General features: G+C 70.1%; 15 protein-coding genes. 6 read left to right on the top strand and 9 right to left on the bottom strand.

Translation table 11 applies throughout. The features are described 5' to 3' along the window. Positions 1 to 193: 193 nt before the first annotated feature. The 7 genes from ACIRGA_RS14730 to ACIRGA_RS14700 form a co-directional block, all read right to left on the bottom strand. The gene (locus ACIRGA_RS14730) at positions 194 to 2,632 is read right to left on the bottom strand and encodes an ATP-binding protein (protein ID WP_400940978.1); all 2,439 of its coding nucleotides are present in this window, start codon (positions 2,630 to 2,632) and stop codon (positions 194 to 196) included. A gap of 89 nt (positions 2,633 to 2,721) precedes the next feature. After that, positions 2,722 to 3,000, bottom strand: a complete 279-nt coding sequence (gene catC / locus ACIRGA_RS14725) for a muconolactone Delta-isomerase (RefSeq protein WP_400940976.1) — start codon at positions 2,998 to 3,000, stop codon at positions 2,722 to 2,724. A 25-nt stretch (positions 3,001 to 3,025) separates the two neighbouring features. Then, positions 3,026 to 3,877, bottom strand: coding sequence for a catechol 1,2-dioxygenase (gene catA / locus ACIRGA_RS14720; RefSeq protein WP_400940973.1), 852 nt, complete (start codon positions 3,875 to 3,877; stop codon positions 3,026 to 3,028). Positions 3,878 to 3,903: 26 nt separating this feature from the next. Beyond that, on the bottom strand, positions 3,904 to 5,007 hold the full coding sequence (locus tag ACIRGA_RS14715) for a mandelate racemase/muconate lactonizing enzyme family protein (RefSeq protein WP_400940969.1): 1,104 nt from the start codon (positions 5,005 to 5,007) through the stop codon (positions 3,904 to 3,906). Next, the gene (locus ACIRGA_RS14710; RefSeq protein ID WP_400940967.1) at positions 5,007 to 5,912 is read right to left on the bottom strand and encodes a LysR substrate-binding domain-containing protein; all 906 of its coding nucleotides are present in this window, start codon (positions 5,910 to 5,912) and stop codon (positions 5,007 to 5,009) included. The genes ACIRGA_RS14715 and ACIRGA_RS14710 overlap by 1 nt, the downstream gene beginning before the upstream one ends. 151 nt (positions 5,913 to 6,063) lie before the next feature. Beyond that, positions 6,064 to 6,807, bottom strand: coding sequence for an SAM-dependent methyltransferase (locus tag ACIRGA_RS14705; RefSeq protein ID WP_400940964.1), 744 nt, complete (start codon positions 6,805 to 6,807; stop codon positions 6,064 to 6,066). 162 nt (positions 6,808 to 6,969) lie between these two features. Beyond that, complete coding sequence (locus ACIRGA_RS14700; protein WP_400940962.1) at positions 6,970 to 8,361, bottom strand: KamA family radical SAM protein; 1,392 nt, start codon at positions 8,359 to 8,361, stop codon at positions 6,970 to 6,972. Between the two features lie 142 nt (positions 8,362 to 8,503). Here ACIRGA_RS14700 and ACIRGA_RS14695 point away from each other — a divergent pair, with 142 nt between their 5' ends. Genes ACIRGA_RS14695 through ACIRGA_RS14685 form a run of 3 tightly spaced genes read left to right on the top strand, consistent with a single transcriptional unit; the run spans position 8,504 to position 12,510 of the window. Continuing rightward, positions 8,504 to 10,114 (top strand): amidohydrolase, encoded by a 1,611-nt coding sequence (locus ACIRGA_RS14695; RefSeq protein ID WP_400940959.1) that lies wholly within the window; start codon positions 8,504 to 8,506, stop codon positions 10,112 to 10,114. Positions 10,115 to 10,123: 9 nt separating this feature from the next. Next, entirely contained in the window at positions 10,124 to 11,716 is a 1,593-nt protein-coding gene (gene lnt / locus ACIRGA_RS14690; protein WP_400940957.1) for an apolipoprotein N-acyltransferase, read from the top strand. 26 nt (positions 11,717 to 11,742) lie between these two features. Beyond that, positions 11,743 to 12,510, top strand: coding sequence for a polyprenol monophosphomannose synthase (locus ACIRGA_RS14685; protein ID WP_400940955.1), 768 nt, complete (start codon positions 11,743 to 11,745; stop codon positions 12,508 to 12,510). Here the strand turns inward: ACIRGA_RS14685 and ACIRGA_RS14680 are convergent. Then, on the bottom strand, positions 12,464 to 13,261 hold the full coding sequence (locus ACIRGA_RS14680) for a DeoR/GlpR family DNA-binding transcription regulator (protein ID WP_400941095.1): 798 nt from the start codon (positions 13,259 to 13,261) through the stop codon (positions 12,464 to 12,466). The two genes, ACIRGA_RS14685 and ACIRGA_RS14680, sit on opposite strands and share 47 nt — an antisense overlap. 51 nt (positions 13,262 to 13,312) lie before the next feature. On the opposite strand from ACIRGA_RS14680, the gene ACIRGA_RS14675 reads away from it, so the two are divergent. The 3 genes from ACIRGA_RS14675 to ACIRGA_RS14665 all read left to right on the top strand — a co-directional run bounded on the left by ACIRGA_RS14675 (position 13,313) and on the right by ACIRGA_RS14665 (position 15,838). After that, positions 13,313 to 13,687: a DUF4406 domain-containing protein gene (locus ACIRGA_RS14675; protein WP_378371139.1), complete on the top strand. Its 375-nt coding sequence runs from the start codon at positions 13,313 to 13,315 to the stop codon at positions 13,685 to 13,687. Positions 13,688 to 13,720: 33 nt separating this feature from the next. Continuing rightward, positions 13,721 to 14,989, top strand: a complete 1,269-nt coding sequence (locus ACIRGA_RS14670; RefSeq protein ID WP_400940952.1) for an RNA polymerase subunit sigma-70 — start codon at positions 13,721 to 13,723, stop codon at positions 14,987 to 14,989. Between the two features lie 63 nt (positions 14,990 to 15,052). Further along, a complete protein-coding gene (locus tag ACIRGA_RS14665) occupies positions 15,053 to 15,838 on the top strand; it encodes an SDR family NAD(P)-dependent oxidoreductase (RefSeq protein ID WP_400940949.1) in 786 nt (261 codons plus the stop codon). Here ACIRGA_RS14665 and ACIRGA_RS14660 read toward each other — a convergent pair. Then, positions 15,731 to 16,723 carry a LysR family transcriptional regulator gene (locus ACIRGA_RS14660; protein ID WP_400940947.1) on the bottom strand — a complete coding sequence of 331 codons (993 nt, stop codon included), beginning with the start codon at positions 16,721 to 16,723 and terminating at the stop codon, positions 15,731 to 15,733. The two genes, ACIRGA_RS14665 and ACIRGA_RS14660, sit on opposite strands and share 108 nt — an antisense overlap. Positions 16,724 to 16,740: the final 17 nt, after the last annotated feature.

Below are 16,740 nucleotides of genomic sequence, written 5' to 3'. Positions count from 1 at the left end.
GACCGGCACGGTCCATGAACAACCGACCGGAACTTCGGGGCCGGAAGTTCCGGTCGGCGGACCTCGCTCACCAACCGGAACGGCGGGCACACGGACCGCTATTGAGCCGGGACCCGAAGACACTTCCAATCACGCGTGTGCGCTCTCCAATCACGCGTGTGCGCTGTTCAATCACGCGAGATCGCCGCTGGGCTCAGCCGGAGATGCCCATGGCTTCGTACAGAGCCCGCGCGCGATGGCGGTACGGGCGCGCCTTTTCGGTCTCTCCGGCGTCCTCGTACGTCGCCGCGATCCCGTCCAGTGCCCGGGCTTCCTCGTGCTGTTCACTGGTCATCTGGGCGACTTCGCGGGCCCGCAGGTAGTGCGCCAGCGCCGCCGCGCGGTCGCCGCCTGCCCGGGCGTTGTCGCCCAAGCCGTTGTGCGCCAGGGTTTCCAGCGGACGGATGCCGGTCGCGGCGGCGATCGCGAGTGCCTGCTCCTCGTACTGGCGCCCGGTCACCGGGTCGCCGAGATGCAGGTGCACCAGCCCGAGGTACACCAGCGCGTAGCCCTCGGCCTCGCGGTGCCCGAGGGCCCGGCTCACGATCAGCGACCGGTCGAGGTGCTCGCGAGCCTCCTCGTAGCGGCCGAGCGCGCGGTAGACGTCGCCGAGGTTGTGCAGGGAGATCGCGACGGCGGCGTTGTCGCCGATCTGTTCGGCGATGTCGAGCCCCCGCTGATAACTCCCCAGCGCGGCGTCCAGCTCGCCCAAGTGCTCGTGGACAAACCCGAGATTGCCGTAGGCCCGGCCTTCGTTGAGCGTGTCGCCGACTTCGCGGGCCAGTTCGACGGCCTCCCGGAGGTGGTGTGCCGCTTCCGGGTACCGGCCCAGTTGCGCGTACACCGTGCCCAGCGTGGTGAGCGCGCGGGCGGTCGCGGTCCGGCTGCCCGGTACTTCGAGGCAGGCGGTGAGGTGCTCGACGGCTTCGTCGTACCGGCCGACGCGGGCGCAGATGGCGGCTACGTCGGTCAGCGCCTGCTGTTCGCCGAACGGATCCCCGGCACGACGGGCCTCGGCGAGCGCGAAGCCGTGCAACGTGTGCAAGGCGTCGTAGTGGCCATGGAGCCGCAGAGCCTGCCACAGCACGGTGGACAGGTCACGGGCGTACGCCGTCCCGCCCGCGGCCGCAGACACCTCGGCGATCGCGAGCAGCGTGGGCAGTTCGGTGGCCAGCCAGGCGGCCGCCTCCTCGGAACTCTCGAACGTCCGGCCGCCGACCTCCGAGGTCAAGAGCGGCCGCCGGTTCGGGTCCCGCGCCGCGATGGCGTCGGCGGCGGCCGCCGCGCCGGACAGGTAATGCCCGGCGAGACGGCGCATCGCGGCCGGTCGCCGTCCATCGGTGAGGCTGCGCGCGTAGTCGCGGACCAGGTCGTGGAACTCGTGACGGCCGTCCGCGCGGTGCTCCAGGAGATGCCCGGCCACCAAGGCCCGCAGCAGCCGCCGTGTTTCGGCCGCGTCGGTGTCCAGCAACACCGCCGCGGCGGCCGGGTCCCAATGCTGACCCGGGTGCACACCGAGCAGCCGCAACGCACTCGCGACATCGCCGGGCAGCGCTTCGTACGACCACGAGAGCACCGCGGGCAGCGACGTCCTCGCTTCCTCGGTGGTGAACGCGTCGAGCCGGTCGTTCGCCGACCGCATCGCCGCGGCCACCTCCGCCAGGCCGCGATCGTGCGCCAGCCGTTCGCCGACGATCCGCAGCGCGAGCGGCAGCCCGCTGCAGCCGGACACGATGTCGGCGAGCGCGGTCTCGTCGGCGCCGAGCCGCGCCCGGCCCGTGAACCGGCCGAGCAACGCGACCGACTCGTGGTCGTCGAGCGGTGGCACGGTGACCCGGTGAGCGTCGTCGCTGACAGCCAGCCCCTGCAGCGTCGAGCGGCTGGTCACGACCACGACGCATCCCGCGTGCCCAGCCAGCAACGGCCGGACCTGATCGGCGGATCGCGCGTTGTCGAGGACGACGAGCACCGAACGCGTGGCCAGCACACTGCGCAGTAGCGCCGAGCGGCCGTCGAGGTCCGCCGGCACCTCCGCGCCCGGCACGCCGAACGCGCGCAGGAACGAGTGCAGCACCTCGCTCGGGTCGGCAGGCGCGCCCGGGCCGTAGCCACGCAGGTTCGCGAACAGCTGACCGTCCGGGAACTCCGCGCGGACCGACTGCGCCCAGTGCACGGCCAGCGACGTCTTGCCCACCCCGCCCATACCTTCGAGGACGGCGACGACCACGGCCCGGTCGCGGCGGGCGGCCAGGTCGTCGAGTGTCGCGAGCTCGTCACGCCGTCCGGTGAACGACGTGCTGCCGGACGGCAGCTGGGCGGGCACGGAGGCCGGAGGCGGTGCGCTGGCCGGTCTCGGCGCGGGGTCGGCGTCCGGCAGATAGTGCCGCACGAAACCGGGAATCCGATCGTTCCGCAGGCCCAGTCCGCGAGCCAGGGCCTCCAGCGACCGCCGCCGCGGCCGGGCGACCCGGCCGCGTTCGATGTTGCTGATCCCGCGCACCGTCAGCCCGGTGCGTTCCGCCAGCTCCTCCTGCGTCAGCCCGGCCACGCGCCGCAGTTCTCCGAGCAGGTTCGTCCCAGGCTGACCGTCCACTGCGGCAGGTTAGTCCGCTTTTGCTGCGGGACAGGGGAAAACGGGCCGATCCGGCCGCCGCGTGACCGTCCGCAGCCGGTCCGGCACGGTCAGGCGACTTTGGACGGATGTGCCGCCAGCGGCGTGACTTCGATGTCCATATACGGAAACAACGGCAAACCGGACAAAAGCGTATGCAGCTCGTCGTGGTCCGCGACGTCGAGGATCGAGAAGTTCGCGTACTCGCCGGCGATCCGCCAGATCTGTGGCCACTTGCCTTCTCGTTGCAGTTTCTGGCTGTACGCCTTTTCGCGCGTGATGATGTCGGTACGTTCCGCCGGATCGAGGTCCGGTGGCAGGCGAACGTCCATACGAACGTGGTAGAGCATCGATCACTCCAAAAAGGACATTTGGTCAGGAACGTTCGGGGTCGAGGACGAAGCCGTAGTCGATGGCCTCGCCGTCGCCCGAGGGGCGAGGGTCCAGCACCAGTTCCGGTTTGACCGCCGACGCGATGTCGTCGTCGTTGTGCTCGTCGCCGGGGAAGTACAGCTGTGCGGTGAGCAGTTCGTGGCCCGGAGCCGAGACCTTGACGTGCAGGTGCGCCGGGCGCCACGCGTGCCAGCCCGCCGCGGCGATGAGCTTGCCGCAGGCGCCGTCGGTGGGGATCTGGTACGGGGCCGGGCGCACGGTGTGGATCTCGAACTTGCCGTCGGCGTCGGCGGTGAAGCTCGCGCGCAGGTTCCACTCCGGGATGTTCGGCGCGAACTGGGAGTAGAAGCCGTCGGCGTCGGCGTGCCACAGTTCGACCTTCGCGCCCGCCAGCGCGGTGCCGTCGGTCGAGGTGACCTGGCCGGTCCAGGTGAGCGGCGTACCGGGCTCACCGTCGCGCATCGGGACCGAGCCGCGCGCGCCCTGCTCGGGTGCGTCGGGCACGTAGTACGGGCCCTCGATGGTTCCCTTGTTGCCCTCGCGGTGCTCGGTCGCGACCTCTTCGACGACGTGCTCCACCCAGACGTCGAGGAACAGCGGCCACTCGCCGTCCTCGCCCACGCTGATCAGCCACGATTTGAGCGCGTTGTACTCGTCGTAGGTGACCTTGTGCTTCCGGATCGTGCCGTGGACGGCTTCCAGCACCTCGCGGGCCAGCAGGCTGACCCGTTCCTTGGGTGTTCCGGCGACGCCGGCGAACTTGTCGCTCTTGAACCGTTCGGTCGCGTTGGCGCCGGACGCGGCCGCGGTGGCCGTCTCGTGGATGGCGGTCATGAATCCTCCTTGATTCGTGGTGGGCGTCAGTGGTCCTGGCGGTAGCGCCGGAGTTTTTCGGGATCGATTTCGGCACCGAGGCCGGCGCCGGGGCGGACGGTGAGTTCGCCGTCGGTGACGCGCAGGGGCTCGGTGAGCAGGTCGTCGCTCATGTCGAGGAAGTTGGAGAGTTCGCCGGGGCGGCGGGACGTCAGCTCGTAGGCCGAGCCGAAGGCGACCGTGCACAGCGAGCCGAGCTGGCCGTCGATCTGGTTGCCCATCACGACTTCCAGGCCGAGGCCCTCGGCGAGGTGGTGGGTGCGCTGCGAGCGGGTGAAGCCGGTGCGAGCGGTCTTGATGCTGATCGCGGTGGCTGAGCCGCCGAGCACCTCGCGGGTGACGTCGGCCGGGGTCACCGCGGATTCGTCGGCGATGAACGGGACGTCGAGCTGCCGCACGAGCCAGCGCCTGCCGAGGACGTCGTCGGCGGGGCACAGTTCCTCGGCGAAGAGCAGGTCGAGGTCGGCCATCTCCCGCATCGCACGGGCGGATTCGGCGGCGGTCCAGCCGCGGTTGCCGTCGATGTAGAGGTCGACGCCGTCGCCGAAGTGTTCCCGCAGCGCGCGCACGACGGCGGTGTCGAGTGAGGCGGGGCGGCGGCCGACCTTGACCTTGAAGGTGGTGATGCCGTGGGTGTCGCGCATCCGCTCGGCTTCGGCGACCGTCGCGGACGGCTCGTCGAAGCCGAGCATGTGGGACACGCGCATGCGGTCGGTGTAGCCGCCGAGAAGTTCGGTCACCGACACGTCGAGACTGCGGCCGAGGGCGTCCCAGATGGCCATGTCGAGCGCGGATTTCGCGGCCGGGTTGCCGACCGTGCGGGCGAGCCGGGTGTGCACCGTTTCGCGGTCGAGGAGGCTGAGGCCGACGACCTGCGGGGCGAACAGGGAGTCGATCACCGCGACGATCCCCGCCTGGGTCTCGCCGTAGGTGAACGGCCGCGGCGGCGCTTCGGCCACGCCGACGACGCCGTTGTCGGCGTGCACCCGCACGAGGACGTGCTCGGCGACGTGCACCTCTCCCGACGCGAACTTCAGCGGCTTTCGGTACGGGATGGCGAACGGGATCGCCTCGATCCGGGTGATCTTCATCAGGTGCCCCCTGTGGACGGTGCGACGGAAGGAAAGACGTCCTCGAGCGCGTCGAGGACGGTCGTGACGAGCGGGGACGAGGTCTCGCGGTGCCAGGCGAGGGCAAGCTCCACGGTCGCCGCTCCGGCGAGGTCGCGGAACACGACACCGGCCAGCGGGAGGGCGCGGGCCGAGGCGGGCACCACGCCGACTCCCAGTCCGCCGGCGACCAGTGCCAGCAGCACCGCGGTTCCGGAGGCTTCGTGGAGCTGATGGGGCGTGAGCCCGGCCTCGCGGCAGCTGCGCGCGACGGCCTCATACACGACCGAGTTGCGCCGGTCGTAGGTCACGAGCGGTTCGGTCCGCAGATCCGCCATCGCGACGACGGGCTCGACGGCCAGCCGGTGGTCGGCCGGGACGGCGAGGACCAGCGGTTCGCTCTCGATCACCCGGAAGTCGATGTCGTCCCCGGTGACCGGAGGACGGAGCACCCCGATCCCCAGCGTTCCCGTGCGCAGGCGTTCACACTGCTCGGCGGTCAGCAGGTCGGCGCGGATCTCCAGCTCCACCTGCGGCACCCGCTGGGCGAGCTCCCTGGCCAGCCGCGGCAGATGGGAGAACGCCGCCGTGCCGGTGAACCCGACCCGGAGCAGGCCCAGTTTCCCTTCGCCGATACGCCGGACTCCGCGAACCCCCACGTCCAGCCCCGCGAGCACGCGCCGGGCTTCGGCGAGGAAGAACTCACCCGCCGGTGTCACCCGGACCTGCCGGGTGGTCCGGGCCAGCAGGACGACGCCGAGTTCCTCCTCCAGCTGCCGGATGGTGTGCGACAGAGCCGGCTGCGCGACGTGCAGTTGCTCGGCCGCCCGGCCGAAGTGACATGTCTCAGCGACGGTGACGAAGTAACGCAGGTGGCGAAGTTCCACGAGACGCCTCCTCCCTTGCCTCTGTCTCCGATTCGTTCACGGTAGGAAGCAAACTCATCGAAGACAAAGACTTTATTTCGGCCTATTGATAAACGTCGATTATCAATAGGCCGCGTCGGGAGCGCCGGTCAAGTCCAGGTGGTGCGCCGTCTCAGGTGTGGTCGGGCGTGCGGCGCAGGACGAGGGACAGGAAGCCCCAGGTGTCCCGGTAGACGCGCAGCCATTCGGTCCGGCGGAGGCTCGCCATCGAGAGCGCTTCCGCGCTGTCCGGGTCTTCGCGATGGTCGAGCGCCCACGAAGCCAGCGAGCCCCAGCATGCCCACTCGTACTCGTCCAATTCGTGCCTTGTGCTGACATGTCCGTGGATCGGGGTCCATCCGTCGGCGACCACACGGTCCACTGTGGTGGCGAGGTCGGTGAAGTCGCCCAGCATTTCGACGGCCTCAGGAGAGGGAGCGCGGTCCCAGAAGCCCTCGCCGATCAGGACGCGGCCGCCTGGCGCCAGATGACGGCGGACCGCGGCCAGGGTGGGCAGCAGCCCGCCGAAGGCATGCGAGGATCCGACGTTCAGTACCAGGTCGAACGGCTCGGCCGAGACGAAGCCTTCGGCCTCCCGATGGTGGAGGACGAGGCGGTCCGCGACGCCACGATCGCTCGCCGCGCGACGCGCGTCTTCCAAGGCGCCCTCCGAGATGTCCACCCCTTCGGCGCGCAGGTCGGGCCGCGTGGACAGGGCGCGCAGGAGCCATTCCCCGCTACCGCACCCGAGATCGAGCACGCGCTCGTCACCCTTGGGGAGCCCCCGATCAAGGAGCCGGTCGACCGAAGCGTCGCCCAACGGCGACTTGATCGGATGATCGGCATGGGCGATACGGGACATTCGTTCGCGGTTCAAGTGCGGAGTCCTTGGGGTCGACCGAGATGTGGGAAGGCCGGACCCTAGCCAGGCGCCGAACGGGCACGCAATCGAGATTCCGCGTCGGCCGGTGCACCGGCCCTTGCGGACAGAGGGGGTGTCCGAAGCTCCGTTACGAGCCCGAACGCCCCTCTGCGTTCCTTATCCTTGCGGCTGGTCTCGCCACCAGCGCTGACCGGCTTCGGGCAGGGTCGAGATCGGGTCGTAGTACGGGTACTTGCGCTGCAAGGCCTCGGGGTCTTCGTGTTCGATCCCGGTCCGGTAGTTCTTGGTCCAGTACGAGATCCCGAGCTCACGGTCGTACTCGGCGAGCTGGTGCACCCAGCGCTTCCCGACATACGGCACGTCGCAGACGATCCGCGGAGTGGCGTAGCCCGGCAGGTAGCCCATGATCGCGTGCTGCAGTTCTTGTGCCTCGTGCACGGAAACCCGCCAGTGCTCGGCGTTCGGGATCATGTCGCACATGTAGAAGTAGTACGGCAGGATGTTCGCCTCGCCCTGCAGCGCGAAGCACAGGTCCAGCAGCTCGGCCGGGGTCGCGTTCACGCCCTTCATCAGCACGCCCTGGTTGCGCACGTCGCGGACGCCGACGTCGAGCGCGGTCCTGGCGGCTTCGGCGACCAGCGGGGTCACCGACTGGGCGTGGTTGACGTGGGTGTGGATCGCGAGGTTGACGCCGCGGCGCTGCGCGGTGCCGGCGACGCGTTCGAGGCCTTCGACGACCTTCGGCTGGATCCAGTGCTGCGGCAGGGCGGCGAGCGCCTTGGTGGCGAGCCGGATGTCGCGGACGGTGTCGATGTCCATCAGCCGCATCAGGAACGACTCCAGCTGCGGCCACGGCACGTTCGCGACGTCGCCGCCGGAGACCACGACGTCACGCACGCCGGGGGTCTTCTTCAGGTACTCGATCATCGCGTCCTGGCGGTCGACCGGTTTGAGCGAGAGCTTGTGCTTCTCGATCTGTTCGGTGGAGTTGCCGACCAGGTCCATCCGGGTGCAGTGCCCGCAGTACTGGGGGCAGGTGGAGATCATCTCGGCGAGGACCTTGGTGGGGTAGCGGTGGGTCAGCCCCTCCACCACCCACATCTCCGCCTCGTGCAGCGAGTCCCGCTCGGAGTGCGGGTGGCTCGGCCACTCGGTGTCGCGGTCGCTGCGCACCGGGAGCATGTAGCGGCGGATCGGGTCGGCGTACCAGGCTTCGGTCACCTTCGCCGGGTCGGTGCCCGCGTTGGGCGCCATCGTGTTGATCATCTGCGGTGGCAGGAGCATCGACATCGTGGCCATCTCGCGCTGGTCGGCGAGCATGTCCTCGTAGAAGCGCTCCTCGAGCTGATCGCCCATGAGGGCGCGCAGCTGCTTGGCGTTACGGATGCAGTGCACTCGCTGCCACTGCGCGTCGCGCCACTCTGCCTCGGTCACGTCGTGCCAGCCGGGGAAGCGGCGCCAGTCGGGTTCGGTCAGCTCGACCCGGGTGTAGTCGTAGGGCTGATCGTAGGCGGCCACCGGCGAGGTCGGTTCCTGGATCGCAGTCACTTGTACTCCTCGTCGTCGGAAACGCGTGAAAATATCCTGTCACATCGTTCGGAAGACGTAAATATTCCTGTCCTGCGTGGTGTGTCGAAATCATGCCGACCCGCTGGTCACGTGGTGGTCCGCACGCTGCAAACTCGGGAGGGTGACGAACGCGCGAACCACGCTCCTGCTCGGCGGGCGCATCTACAGCCCTTCGGCTCCCGACGCCACCGCGATGGCGATCACCGACGGCACCGTCGTCTGGGTGGGACAGGACGGCCCGGCCAAGGCACTGCATCCCGACGCCGAGGTCGTCGACCTCGACGGCGCTTTCGTCGCCCCGGCCTTCGTCGACGCGCACGTCCACGCCACCGCGACCGGGTTGCACCTCACCGGGCTGAACCTGGCGGGCGTCCGCGGGGCCGGCGAACTGCTGGCCGCGGTCCGCGACGCCGTCCGGCCCGGCCAGGTGCTGGTCGCGCACGGTTGGGACGAATCCCGCTGGACCGACGGCAGGCTGCCCAGCCGCGCCGAGATCGACGAGGCCGCGAACGGCGCCCCGGTGTACCTGAGCCGGGTCGACGTCCACTCGGCGCTCGTCTCCAGCGCCCTCGTCGCACTGGCCACCGGCGTGCACGAGGCGCCGGGCTGGTCGGCCGACGGACCCCTGACCCGCGACGCGCACCACCTCGTGCGCGCCGCGATGCGCGAGGCGATCACGCCTCAGCAGCGCCGCGAAGCCCAGCGAGCGTTCCTCGCCGAAGCCGCCGCGCGCGGAGTCGTGAGCGTCCACGAATGCGCGGGCCCGGACATCTCCGGCGCCGAGGACCTCACCGACCTGCTCACGCTCGCGTCCGAACCAGGCCTGCCGGAGGTCGTCGGTTACTGGGGCGAGCGCGGAGGAATCGACACCGCCCGCGCGCTCGGCGCCAGGGGAGTCGCGGGCGATCTGTTCGTCGACGGCGCGCTCGGCTCGCGCACCGCCGCCCTGCACGAGCCGTACGCCGACGCCCACGGCACCTCCGGGACGCTCTACCTCGACGCCGCCGCCATCGCCGAGCACGTCGGCGCCTGCACCGAGGCCGGACTGCAGGCCGGTTTCCACGTCATCGGCGACGCCGCCGTCGCCGAGGTGGTCGAAGGGTTCCGGCTCGCCGAGAAGGCCGTCGGCCGCCGAGCGCTGGCCGCCCGGCACCACCGGCTCGAGCACGTCGAGATGATCGACGCGGAGCAGGCGAAGGCGCTCGCCGACTGGGGCGTGGTCGCGTCGGTCCAGCCGCAGTTCGACGCCGAATGGGGCGGCGAGCACGGCATGTACGTCGACCGACTCGGCGCCGAGCGGGCCTCGAAGCTCAACCCCTTCGCCGCCATGGCCGCCGAAGGGCTGCTCCTCGCGTTCGGCTCCGACGCCCCTGTCACGCCGGTCGACCCCTGGGCCACCGTCCGCGCCGGGACCTATCACCGCACGCCGGGCTCGGGACTGTCCGCGCGCGCGTCCTTCACCGCTCACACCCGCGCGGGACATCGCGCCGCCGGGTTGAACGACGGTGTCACCGGCAGCCTGGTCCCGGGAGCTCCCGCGCATTACGCGATCTGGGACGCCGAAGACCTCGTCGTCGCGACACCGGACTCGCGGGTGCAACGCTGGTCGACCGACCCGCGCGCGGGGGTGCCCCCGCTGCCGAACCTGGCTGAGGGGGCGGCGCTGCCTCGTTGCCTGCGCACGGTCCGCGACGGAGAGGTCATCCACGATGCGTTCACCCGGGCGGCCTAGGCTTCAGTGGTGTCCTCGACCGTGACCGATCCGGACCCCGAAGCGGTGCCCCGGAAGCGGTTCTCCCGCGCCTGGCTCGTGCGTTTCCTCGTCGCCGCGGCGTCGGGTTTCACGCTGTACCTCAGTTTCGCGCCGCGCCCGCTGTGGTGGCTCGCGCCGCTGGCGTTCACCGGCTTCGCCCTGGTGGTGCACGGACGCCGGTTCCGGGGCGCGTTCGGCTACGCGTTCGTGTTCGGGCTGGGGTTCTTCCTCCCGCTGCTGACCTGGCTCCTGGATTTCCTCGGCCCGGGCTTCGGGCCGTGGCCATGGCTCGGGCTGGCGATGGCGCTGTCGGTGTATCTCGGCTTCGGCGGGGCGTTCGCCACCGTGGTGTGGAGGCTGCCGCTCGGACCGTTGTGGGCGGCGCTGGTGATCATCGCGCTGGAGACACCGCGCGCTTGGTTCCCCTTCGGCGGCTTCCCGTGGGGCCGGGTGGCGTTCAGCCAGCCCGAGGGAGCGTTCGTCTCGCTGGCCTCGATCGGCGGCGCTCCGCTGGTCGGTCTCGCCGTCGTGGCGACCGGCTTCGGGCTCGCGGCGCTGTGCCTCCGGCTGAGGGGCGCCGACCCGCGGCGTTCGCTGGTGGCCGCGTCGGCGGTGACGCTGGCGCCGGTGGTGGCGGGCCTCGCGGTGTGGCCGACGATCGGCACAGAGGCCCAGGACGGCGAACTCACCGTCGCCACGGTGCAGGGGAACGCCCCGGACATCGGCCTGGCGCTGGAAGGCCGCCGCGACGAACTCCGGAGCAACCATCTCACCGAGAGCGCCCGCCTGCTGGAAAAGCTCAAGGCGAGCAACACCAAGGTCGATCTGCTGGTGTGGCCCGAGACCGCGATGGCCATGCGCACCGGTGACGCCGGGGTCGATCAGATGGTCCGCGACTACGGCACGCAGGCGATCATCGGCGCGCTGGTCCGGCTGCCCGACGGCACCGCCCAGAACTCCGCGCTGGTCTGGGATCCGGTCACCGGCCCGGGCCAGCGCTACGCCAAGCAGCAGCTCGTCCCGTTCGGCGAGTACGTCCCGGCCCGCGAAGTCGCGAAGCTGGTGACACCGTTCGTCGAAAGCGTGGCGAACATGACACCGGGTGACGGCGCCAATGCCGCACTGTCGGTCGCGGGCACGAAGGTCGGCGTCTTCATCTGCTACGAGACCGCGTTCGACTACCCGGCGAGGGAATCGGTCGCCGACGGCGCCGAACTGCTCGTCGTGCCGACCAACAACGCCTGGTACGGCCCGGGGGAGATGAGCTACCAGCAGCTGGCGATGTCACGGCTGCGGGCGGTCGAACACGGGCGCGCTGTGATCGTTTCGGCCACCAGCGGGGTCAGCGCGATCGTCGCGCCCGACGGTTCGATCAGTGCCTCCACCAGCCTGTTCACCGGAGACTCCCTGGTGGGGCGCGTACCGCTGAGGCAGCAGACTACGCTGTCGGATCTACTCGGTGTGACGACGGAGTACGGGCTGCTGGCCCTGGCGATCGCCGGGGTTACCGGCGGGTACGTGCTCCGTTTCCGCACCCGGCGCGCGAGCGCCGCCAAGGCAACGAGGGAAGCGGCGGGCTGACCCGCCGGAACACGGAGGAAAAGCGGATGGCGCAGGCGCCGCGGGGGGCCCAGGGAATCGACCCGGTGCTGGTGGTGATCCCGACGTACAACGAGCGGGAGAACATCGGCCCGATCCTGGAACGTCTGCTCAAGGCACTTCCGGACGTGAACGCCCTCGTCGTCGACGACGGCAGCCCGGATGGCACCGGTGACATCGCCGACGAGCTCGCGAAGGCCGACGAGCGGATCCAGGTCATGCACCGGACCGAGAAGGCCGGCCTCGGCGCCGCGTACGTCGCGGGTTTCCGCTGGGGGCTCGCCCGTGAGTACGCCACCATCGTCGAGATGGACGCCGACGGCTCGCACGCGCCGGAGGATCTGCCGCGGGTGCTGGCGGCACTGGAGGACGCGGACCTGTCCATCGGTTCCCGCTACGTTCCCGGCGGCAGCACGGTGAACTGGCCGTTCCAGCGCAAGGCGCTGTCGTGGGTGGCGAACCTCTACGCGAGGATCGCGCTCGGCACGAAGATCAAGGACATCACCGCGGGTTTCCGCGCGTACCGCCGCCCGGTGCTGGAGAAGCTTCCGCTCGACGAGATCGCTTCGCGCGGCTACTGCTTCCAGATCGACCTGGCGTTCCGCACGGCGCTCGCCGGCTTCGAGGTGGTCGAGGTGCCGATCACCTTCACCGAACGCGAGGTCGGTCAGTCGAAGATGAGCGGTTCGGTCGTGCGCGAGGCGATCGTCCTGGTCGGTCTGTGGGGGATCAAGCGTCGCTGGCAGCAGCTTCGCGGGCTGGCCAAGAAGGGCTGACGCCCAGCACGCTCACTCCGAGTTTCCCCAGCGCCTTCACCGTCGGCTCGTCCGGCGCCGCGTCGGTGATCACGCCCGCGACGTCGGACAGGGGGAGCACGGTGAACGGCGAGGCCGCGCCGATCTTCTCGGAACTGGCCAGCACGTAGGTGTCGGCGGCTCGTTTGGCGAGGGTGCGTTTCATCGCGGCCTCGTCGGAGTCCCCGGTGGTGAGCCCGGTTTCGGGGTGCACGCCGGTGACGCCCAGGAAGAACAGGTCGGCGTTGATCCCGTCGGCCGCCTCGGCCGCCGCCGCCCCGCAGGTGACAGCGGAGTGCTTGAAGAGCCGTCCGCCGATGAGGAACACCTCGACCTTCGGATGCGTGACGAGCGCGGCCGCGACCGTGGGGCTGTGCGTGACGATCGTCGCCTCGAGGTCGACGGGGAGCGCCTTCGCCAGCGCGAGCGCGGTCGTGCCGCCGTCGAGGATGACCGTCGACCCCAGCCGGATCAACGCTGCTGCACGTTTCGCGATCCGCTCCTTGCCCGCGATGCTGACCGCCATGCGCGTCGCGTAGTCCGCGGTGGCGGGAGAGACCGGCAAGGCTCCGCCATAGACCCGTTGACAGAGTCCGGCGTCCGCGAGTTCTCGCAGGTCACGGCGGATACTGTCCTCCGATACGCCGAGTTCGGCGGCGAGGTCCTTGGCCACGATCCGGCCTTCGGTCTTGAGTCGTTCCATCAGCAGGTCTCGACGCTGCGCAGCCAACATGTGCACGATCCTCCTTGTTCCTGCCGATTGTTGCACATTATGCTCGATCGCATGAGCAAACCTCTGATGATCCTCATCGCCGGACCGTTCCGCTCCGGCACCGGCGACGACCCCGAACTCCTCGCCCGCAACCTCGCCCGGCTCGAAGAGGCCGCCTGGCCGATCTTCCGCAGCGGGCACGTGCCGATGATCGGCGAGTGGGTCGCGCTGCCGGTGCTGCGCGGCGCCGGCGGGAAGACCGTCGCCGACCCGATCGCCAAGGAGGTCATGTACCCGACGGCCGACCGGCTGCTGCACCACTGCGACGCCGTCCTCCGGCTGCCAGGGGAGTCCACCGGCGCCGACCAGGACGTCGCCATCGCCTTGTCCCGCGGGCTCGACGTCTATCACCGCGTCGAGGACATCCCGGGTTATCAAGCCGCATAATGCGTAACTGACGTTTCCGGGGGAAGGTGAGCCGTGGCCGGTCAGGTCTGCGGGGTTTGCGAAGGCCCGCTGCCGTCGAAGGCGGGTTCGCGCGGGCGCACGGCCGTCTACTGTTCGGCCGCGTGCCGTCAGCGGGCCTACCGGTCACGGCGCGACCCCGCCCCAGATCTGGACACGCTCATCGCGGAGGTCGGCCGTGTCGCGAACCGGCTGACACCTCGGCCGCCGCAGGCGTTCCTCGCGGATCTCACCTCGCTCGGCTCCGACGTCGGCAGGCTGCGACGCATCGCTCAGCTGGCGCTGCGGACCGAAGCCGAAAACGTCACACCGGCGCCCGTGACGGAAATCGTGGACGAGGTCGCCTTCGCCGGGAGGATCGAGCAGCACCAACGAGAATTGCGCGTGCACTGCTATCGCATGGTCGGGTCCTACGACGACGCGGAAGACCTGGTCCAGGAGACCTTCCTGCGAGCGTGGCGCGGGCGTGAAGGGTTCGAAGGCCGGTCGAGTTTCCGTGCCTGGCTCTACCGGATCGCCACCAACACCTGTCTCGATTTCTTGCGGCGCAACGAGCGGGTCCCGCGCCCTTACGACCCGCTGCCCGGCGTCGAACAGCAAGGCGAACCGCCCCAGTTCATGCCTTGGCTGCAACCGTTCCCGGACAACGTCGCTGAGCTCGCGGAGACCAGGGAAACGATGGAACTGGTCTTCCTGGCCGCCATCCAGCACCTCCCGCCGAAACAGCGGGCCGTGGTGATCCTCAACGACGTCCTCGGCTGGAAGGCCGCGGAAACCGCCGACCTGCTGGACACCACCGTCGCGTCGGTCACCAGCGCACTTCAGCGCGCCCGCCCCACACTGCGCGAACGCCTGCCGGAACGCCGCGCCGACTGGGCACACACGGTCCAGCCGACCGAGGAGGAGCAGACGATCTTGCGGCGCTACATGGCCGCCGCCACCGCCGACGGCGACAGCCGGGTCATGGCCGAGCTGCTCAGGGAAGACGTGCTGGTCACGATGCCGCCGAACCCGCTGTGGTTCTCCGGCCGCGACGTCTTCCTCGACTTCGTCGCCCGGTCCCTCGACCCCGCGTCACCGACGTACTTCGGCGCCTGGAAACACCTCCCGACCAGCGCGAACGGCCTCCCCGCCGCAGCAGGCTACGTCCGGCGGCCCGGCACCCGGATCTACCGGGCACAGGTGCTCGACGTGCTGCGTATCGAAGACGGGAAGGTCGCGGAGATCACCGCCTTCGAACCGCACTTGTTCCCCGCGTTCGGCTTGCCACTGACGATCACCTGACCAATGAGGTTCACGCCCCTTCCTCGTCTCAACGTTCGAACCCGACCACGCGGAAGGAAACCCATGAGCCTCGAAAACAAGAACGCGATCATCTACGGCGCCGGCGGCGCGATCGGCGACGGCGTCGCCAAGGAGTTCGCCACGCGCGGCGCCCGCGTCTTCCTCACCGGAAGGCACCGGCCGGCGCTGACGAAGCTCGCCGGCGAGATCGAGCAGGCCGGGGGACAGGCCGAAGTCGCCGTGGTCGACGCCATCGACGAGACCGCCGTCGACGAGCACGCCGCATCCGTGGCCACCGAGGCGGGCAGCCTCGACATCTCACTCAACCTCGTCCCGCGTGGCGACGTCCAAGGCATCCCGCTCGTGGAGATGTCGGTCGAGGACTACGTCCGCCCGATCACCGCCGGCGTCACGACGAACTTCATCACCGCACGAGCCGCCGCCCGGCACATGATCGCCCAGGGCTCCGGCGTGATCCTCGCCCTCGACAGCGGATCCGCCCACGGCAGCCCGATGATGGGCGCCACCGGCTCGATCGATGCCGCGCTCGACACCTTCATCCGCAACCTCGCGGTCGAGATCGGACCGCACGGGGTCCGCGCGCTCGGCATCTGGGTCGCCGGTATCCCGGAGACGTTGACACCGGAGAAGCTCTCCGCGGTGAACAACCAGCTGCCGGCGAGCCCCGAGATGATGCGGCACGTCCTCGACAGCCTCACCGAGGCCCGGATCACCAAACGTTCACCGCGCCTCGCCGAGGTCGCCGCCACGCTGGCGTTCCTCGCCTCCGACGACGCCATGGGTATCACCGGCACGTTCGTCAACGTGACCAGCATGTATCCCAGCTGAGCCGAGTTCCGTGAGCACCGCCCGGATCGCGGGGCTCGACTCGGCGCTGCGGCGCCACGCGGCGTGCACCTCGCGCGTCGGCGGGCGCCGCAGCGGCCGGACGACGAGCTCTTCGGCCACGGGCGGGCGCGCCAGCCGCGGGATCAACGCGACGACCTCGCCCGAGGCGACCAGTGACAGCTGCGTCGAGAAGTCGTCCACCAGATGTCGCACGTCGGGCTCCTCCGGCAGACCGGCGAACACCCGCCGGAACCACTGATGGCAGACCGTGCCCGGCGGACTGGTCACCCACGCGTGCCCGGCCAGGTCCACGCCGTCCAGCGGTGGCTCGGCGCGCGCCAGCGGATGGGTCTCGGCCATCACGACGTCACCGAGGTCGGTGTGCACCAGGCGCCGTGACAACGCGGGGGAGAGCGGAACCGGCAGGCCGTCGGCGTCATGGAGGAGCGCCAGATCGGCGGTTCCGGCTTCGACGCTGTGCAACGCCTGGTCAGGGTCCTGCTCGGTGATGTGCAGCCGGAGGTCGGGGTAGCGCCTCAGCAGCCGCGGATGGACAGGGGCGAGCAAACCGCGGATACCGGTCGAGAACGCGGCCACCCGCAACACACCGCGAGGCGCGCCCTCCGCGACCGACCGAGCGGCCTCGGCACACCGTTCGAGTGCCTGGAACACCTCCAACGAGGAGTCGACGACGGCCTGGCCCGCCGGAGTCAGCACCACGCCACGGCCTGCCGGAGCGAGTACGGGCATCCCGATCTGGCGTTCCAGCCGCTTGATCTGCTGCGACACCGCCGACGCCGTGAATCCCAGCTCGTCCGCCGCCCGCGCCAACGTCCCCAGCGCGGCCACTGACCGCAATGCCCGTAGAGCCCCGACCTCGATCATGAAGCCAGGCTACGCAT

The sequence above is a fragment of the Amycolatopsis sp. NPDC102389 genome, assembly GCF_044765885.1.
GTDB lineage: Bacteria > Actinomycetota > Actinomycetes > Mycobacteriales > Pseudonocardiaceae > Amycolatopsis.
This window is presented reverse-complemented; position numbering and strand designations above follow the sequence as displayed.

Bases quoted from the DNA above. Each gene is read 5' to 3' on its own strand.
- catC (WP_400940976.1), bottom strand. From the start codon at position 3,000: ATGCTCTACCACGTTCGTATGGACGTTCGCCTGCCACCGGACCTCGAT.
- ACIRGA_RS14665 (WP_400940949.1), top strand. From the start codon at position 15,053: ATGAGCCTCGAAAACAAGAACGCGATCATCTACGGCGCCGGCGGCGCG.
- ACIRGA_RS14660 (WP_400940947.1), bottom strand. From the start codon at position 16,723: ATGATCGAGGTCGGGGCTCTACGGGCATTGCGGTCAGTGGCCGCGCTG.
- ACIRGA_RS14680 (WP_400941095.1), bottom strand. From the start codon at position 13,261: ATGTTGGCTGCGCAGCGTCGAGACCTGCTGATGGAACGACTCAAGACC.
- catA (WP_400940973.1), bottom strand. From the start codon at position 3,877: ATGACCGCCATCCACGAGACGGCCACCGCGGCCGCGTCCGGCGCCAAC.
- ACIRGA_RS14715 (WP_400940969.1), bottom strand. From the start codon at position 5,007: ATGAAGATCACCCGGATCGAGGCGATCCCGTTCGCCATCCCGTACCGA.
- ACIRGA_RS14675 (WP_378371139.1), top strand. From the start codon at position 13,313: ATGAGCAAACCTCTGATGATCCTCATCGCCGGACCGTTCCGCTCCGGC.
- ACIRGA_RS14685 (WP_400940955.1), top strand. From the start codon at position 11,743: ATGGCGCAGGCGCCGCGGGGGGCCCAGGGAATCGACCCGGTGCTGGTG.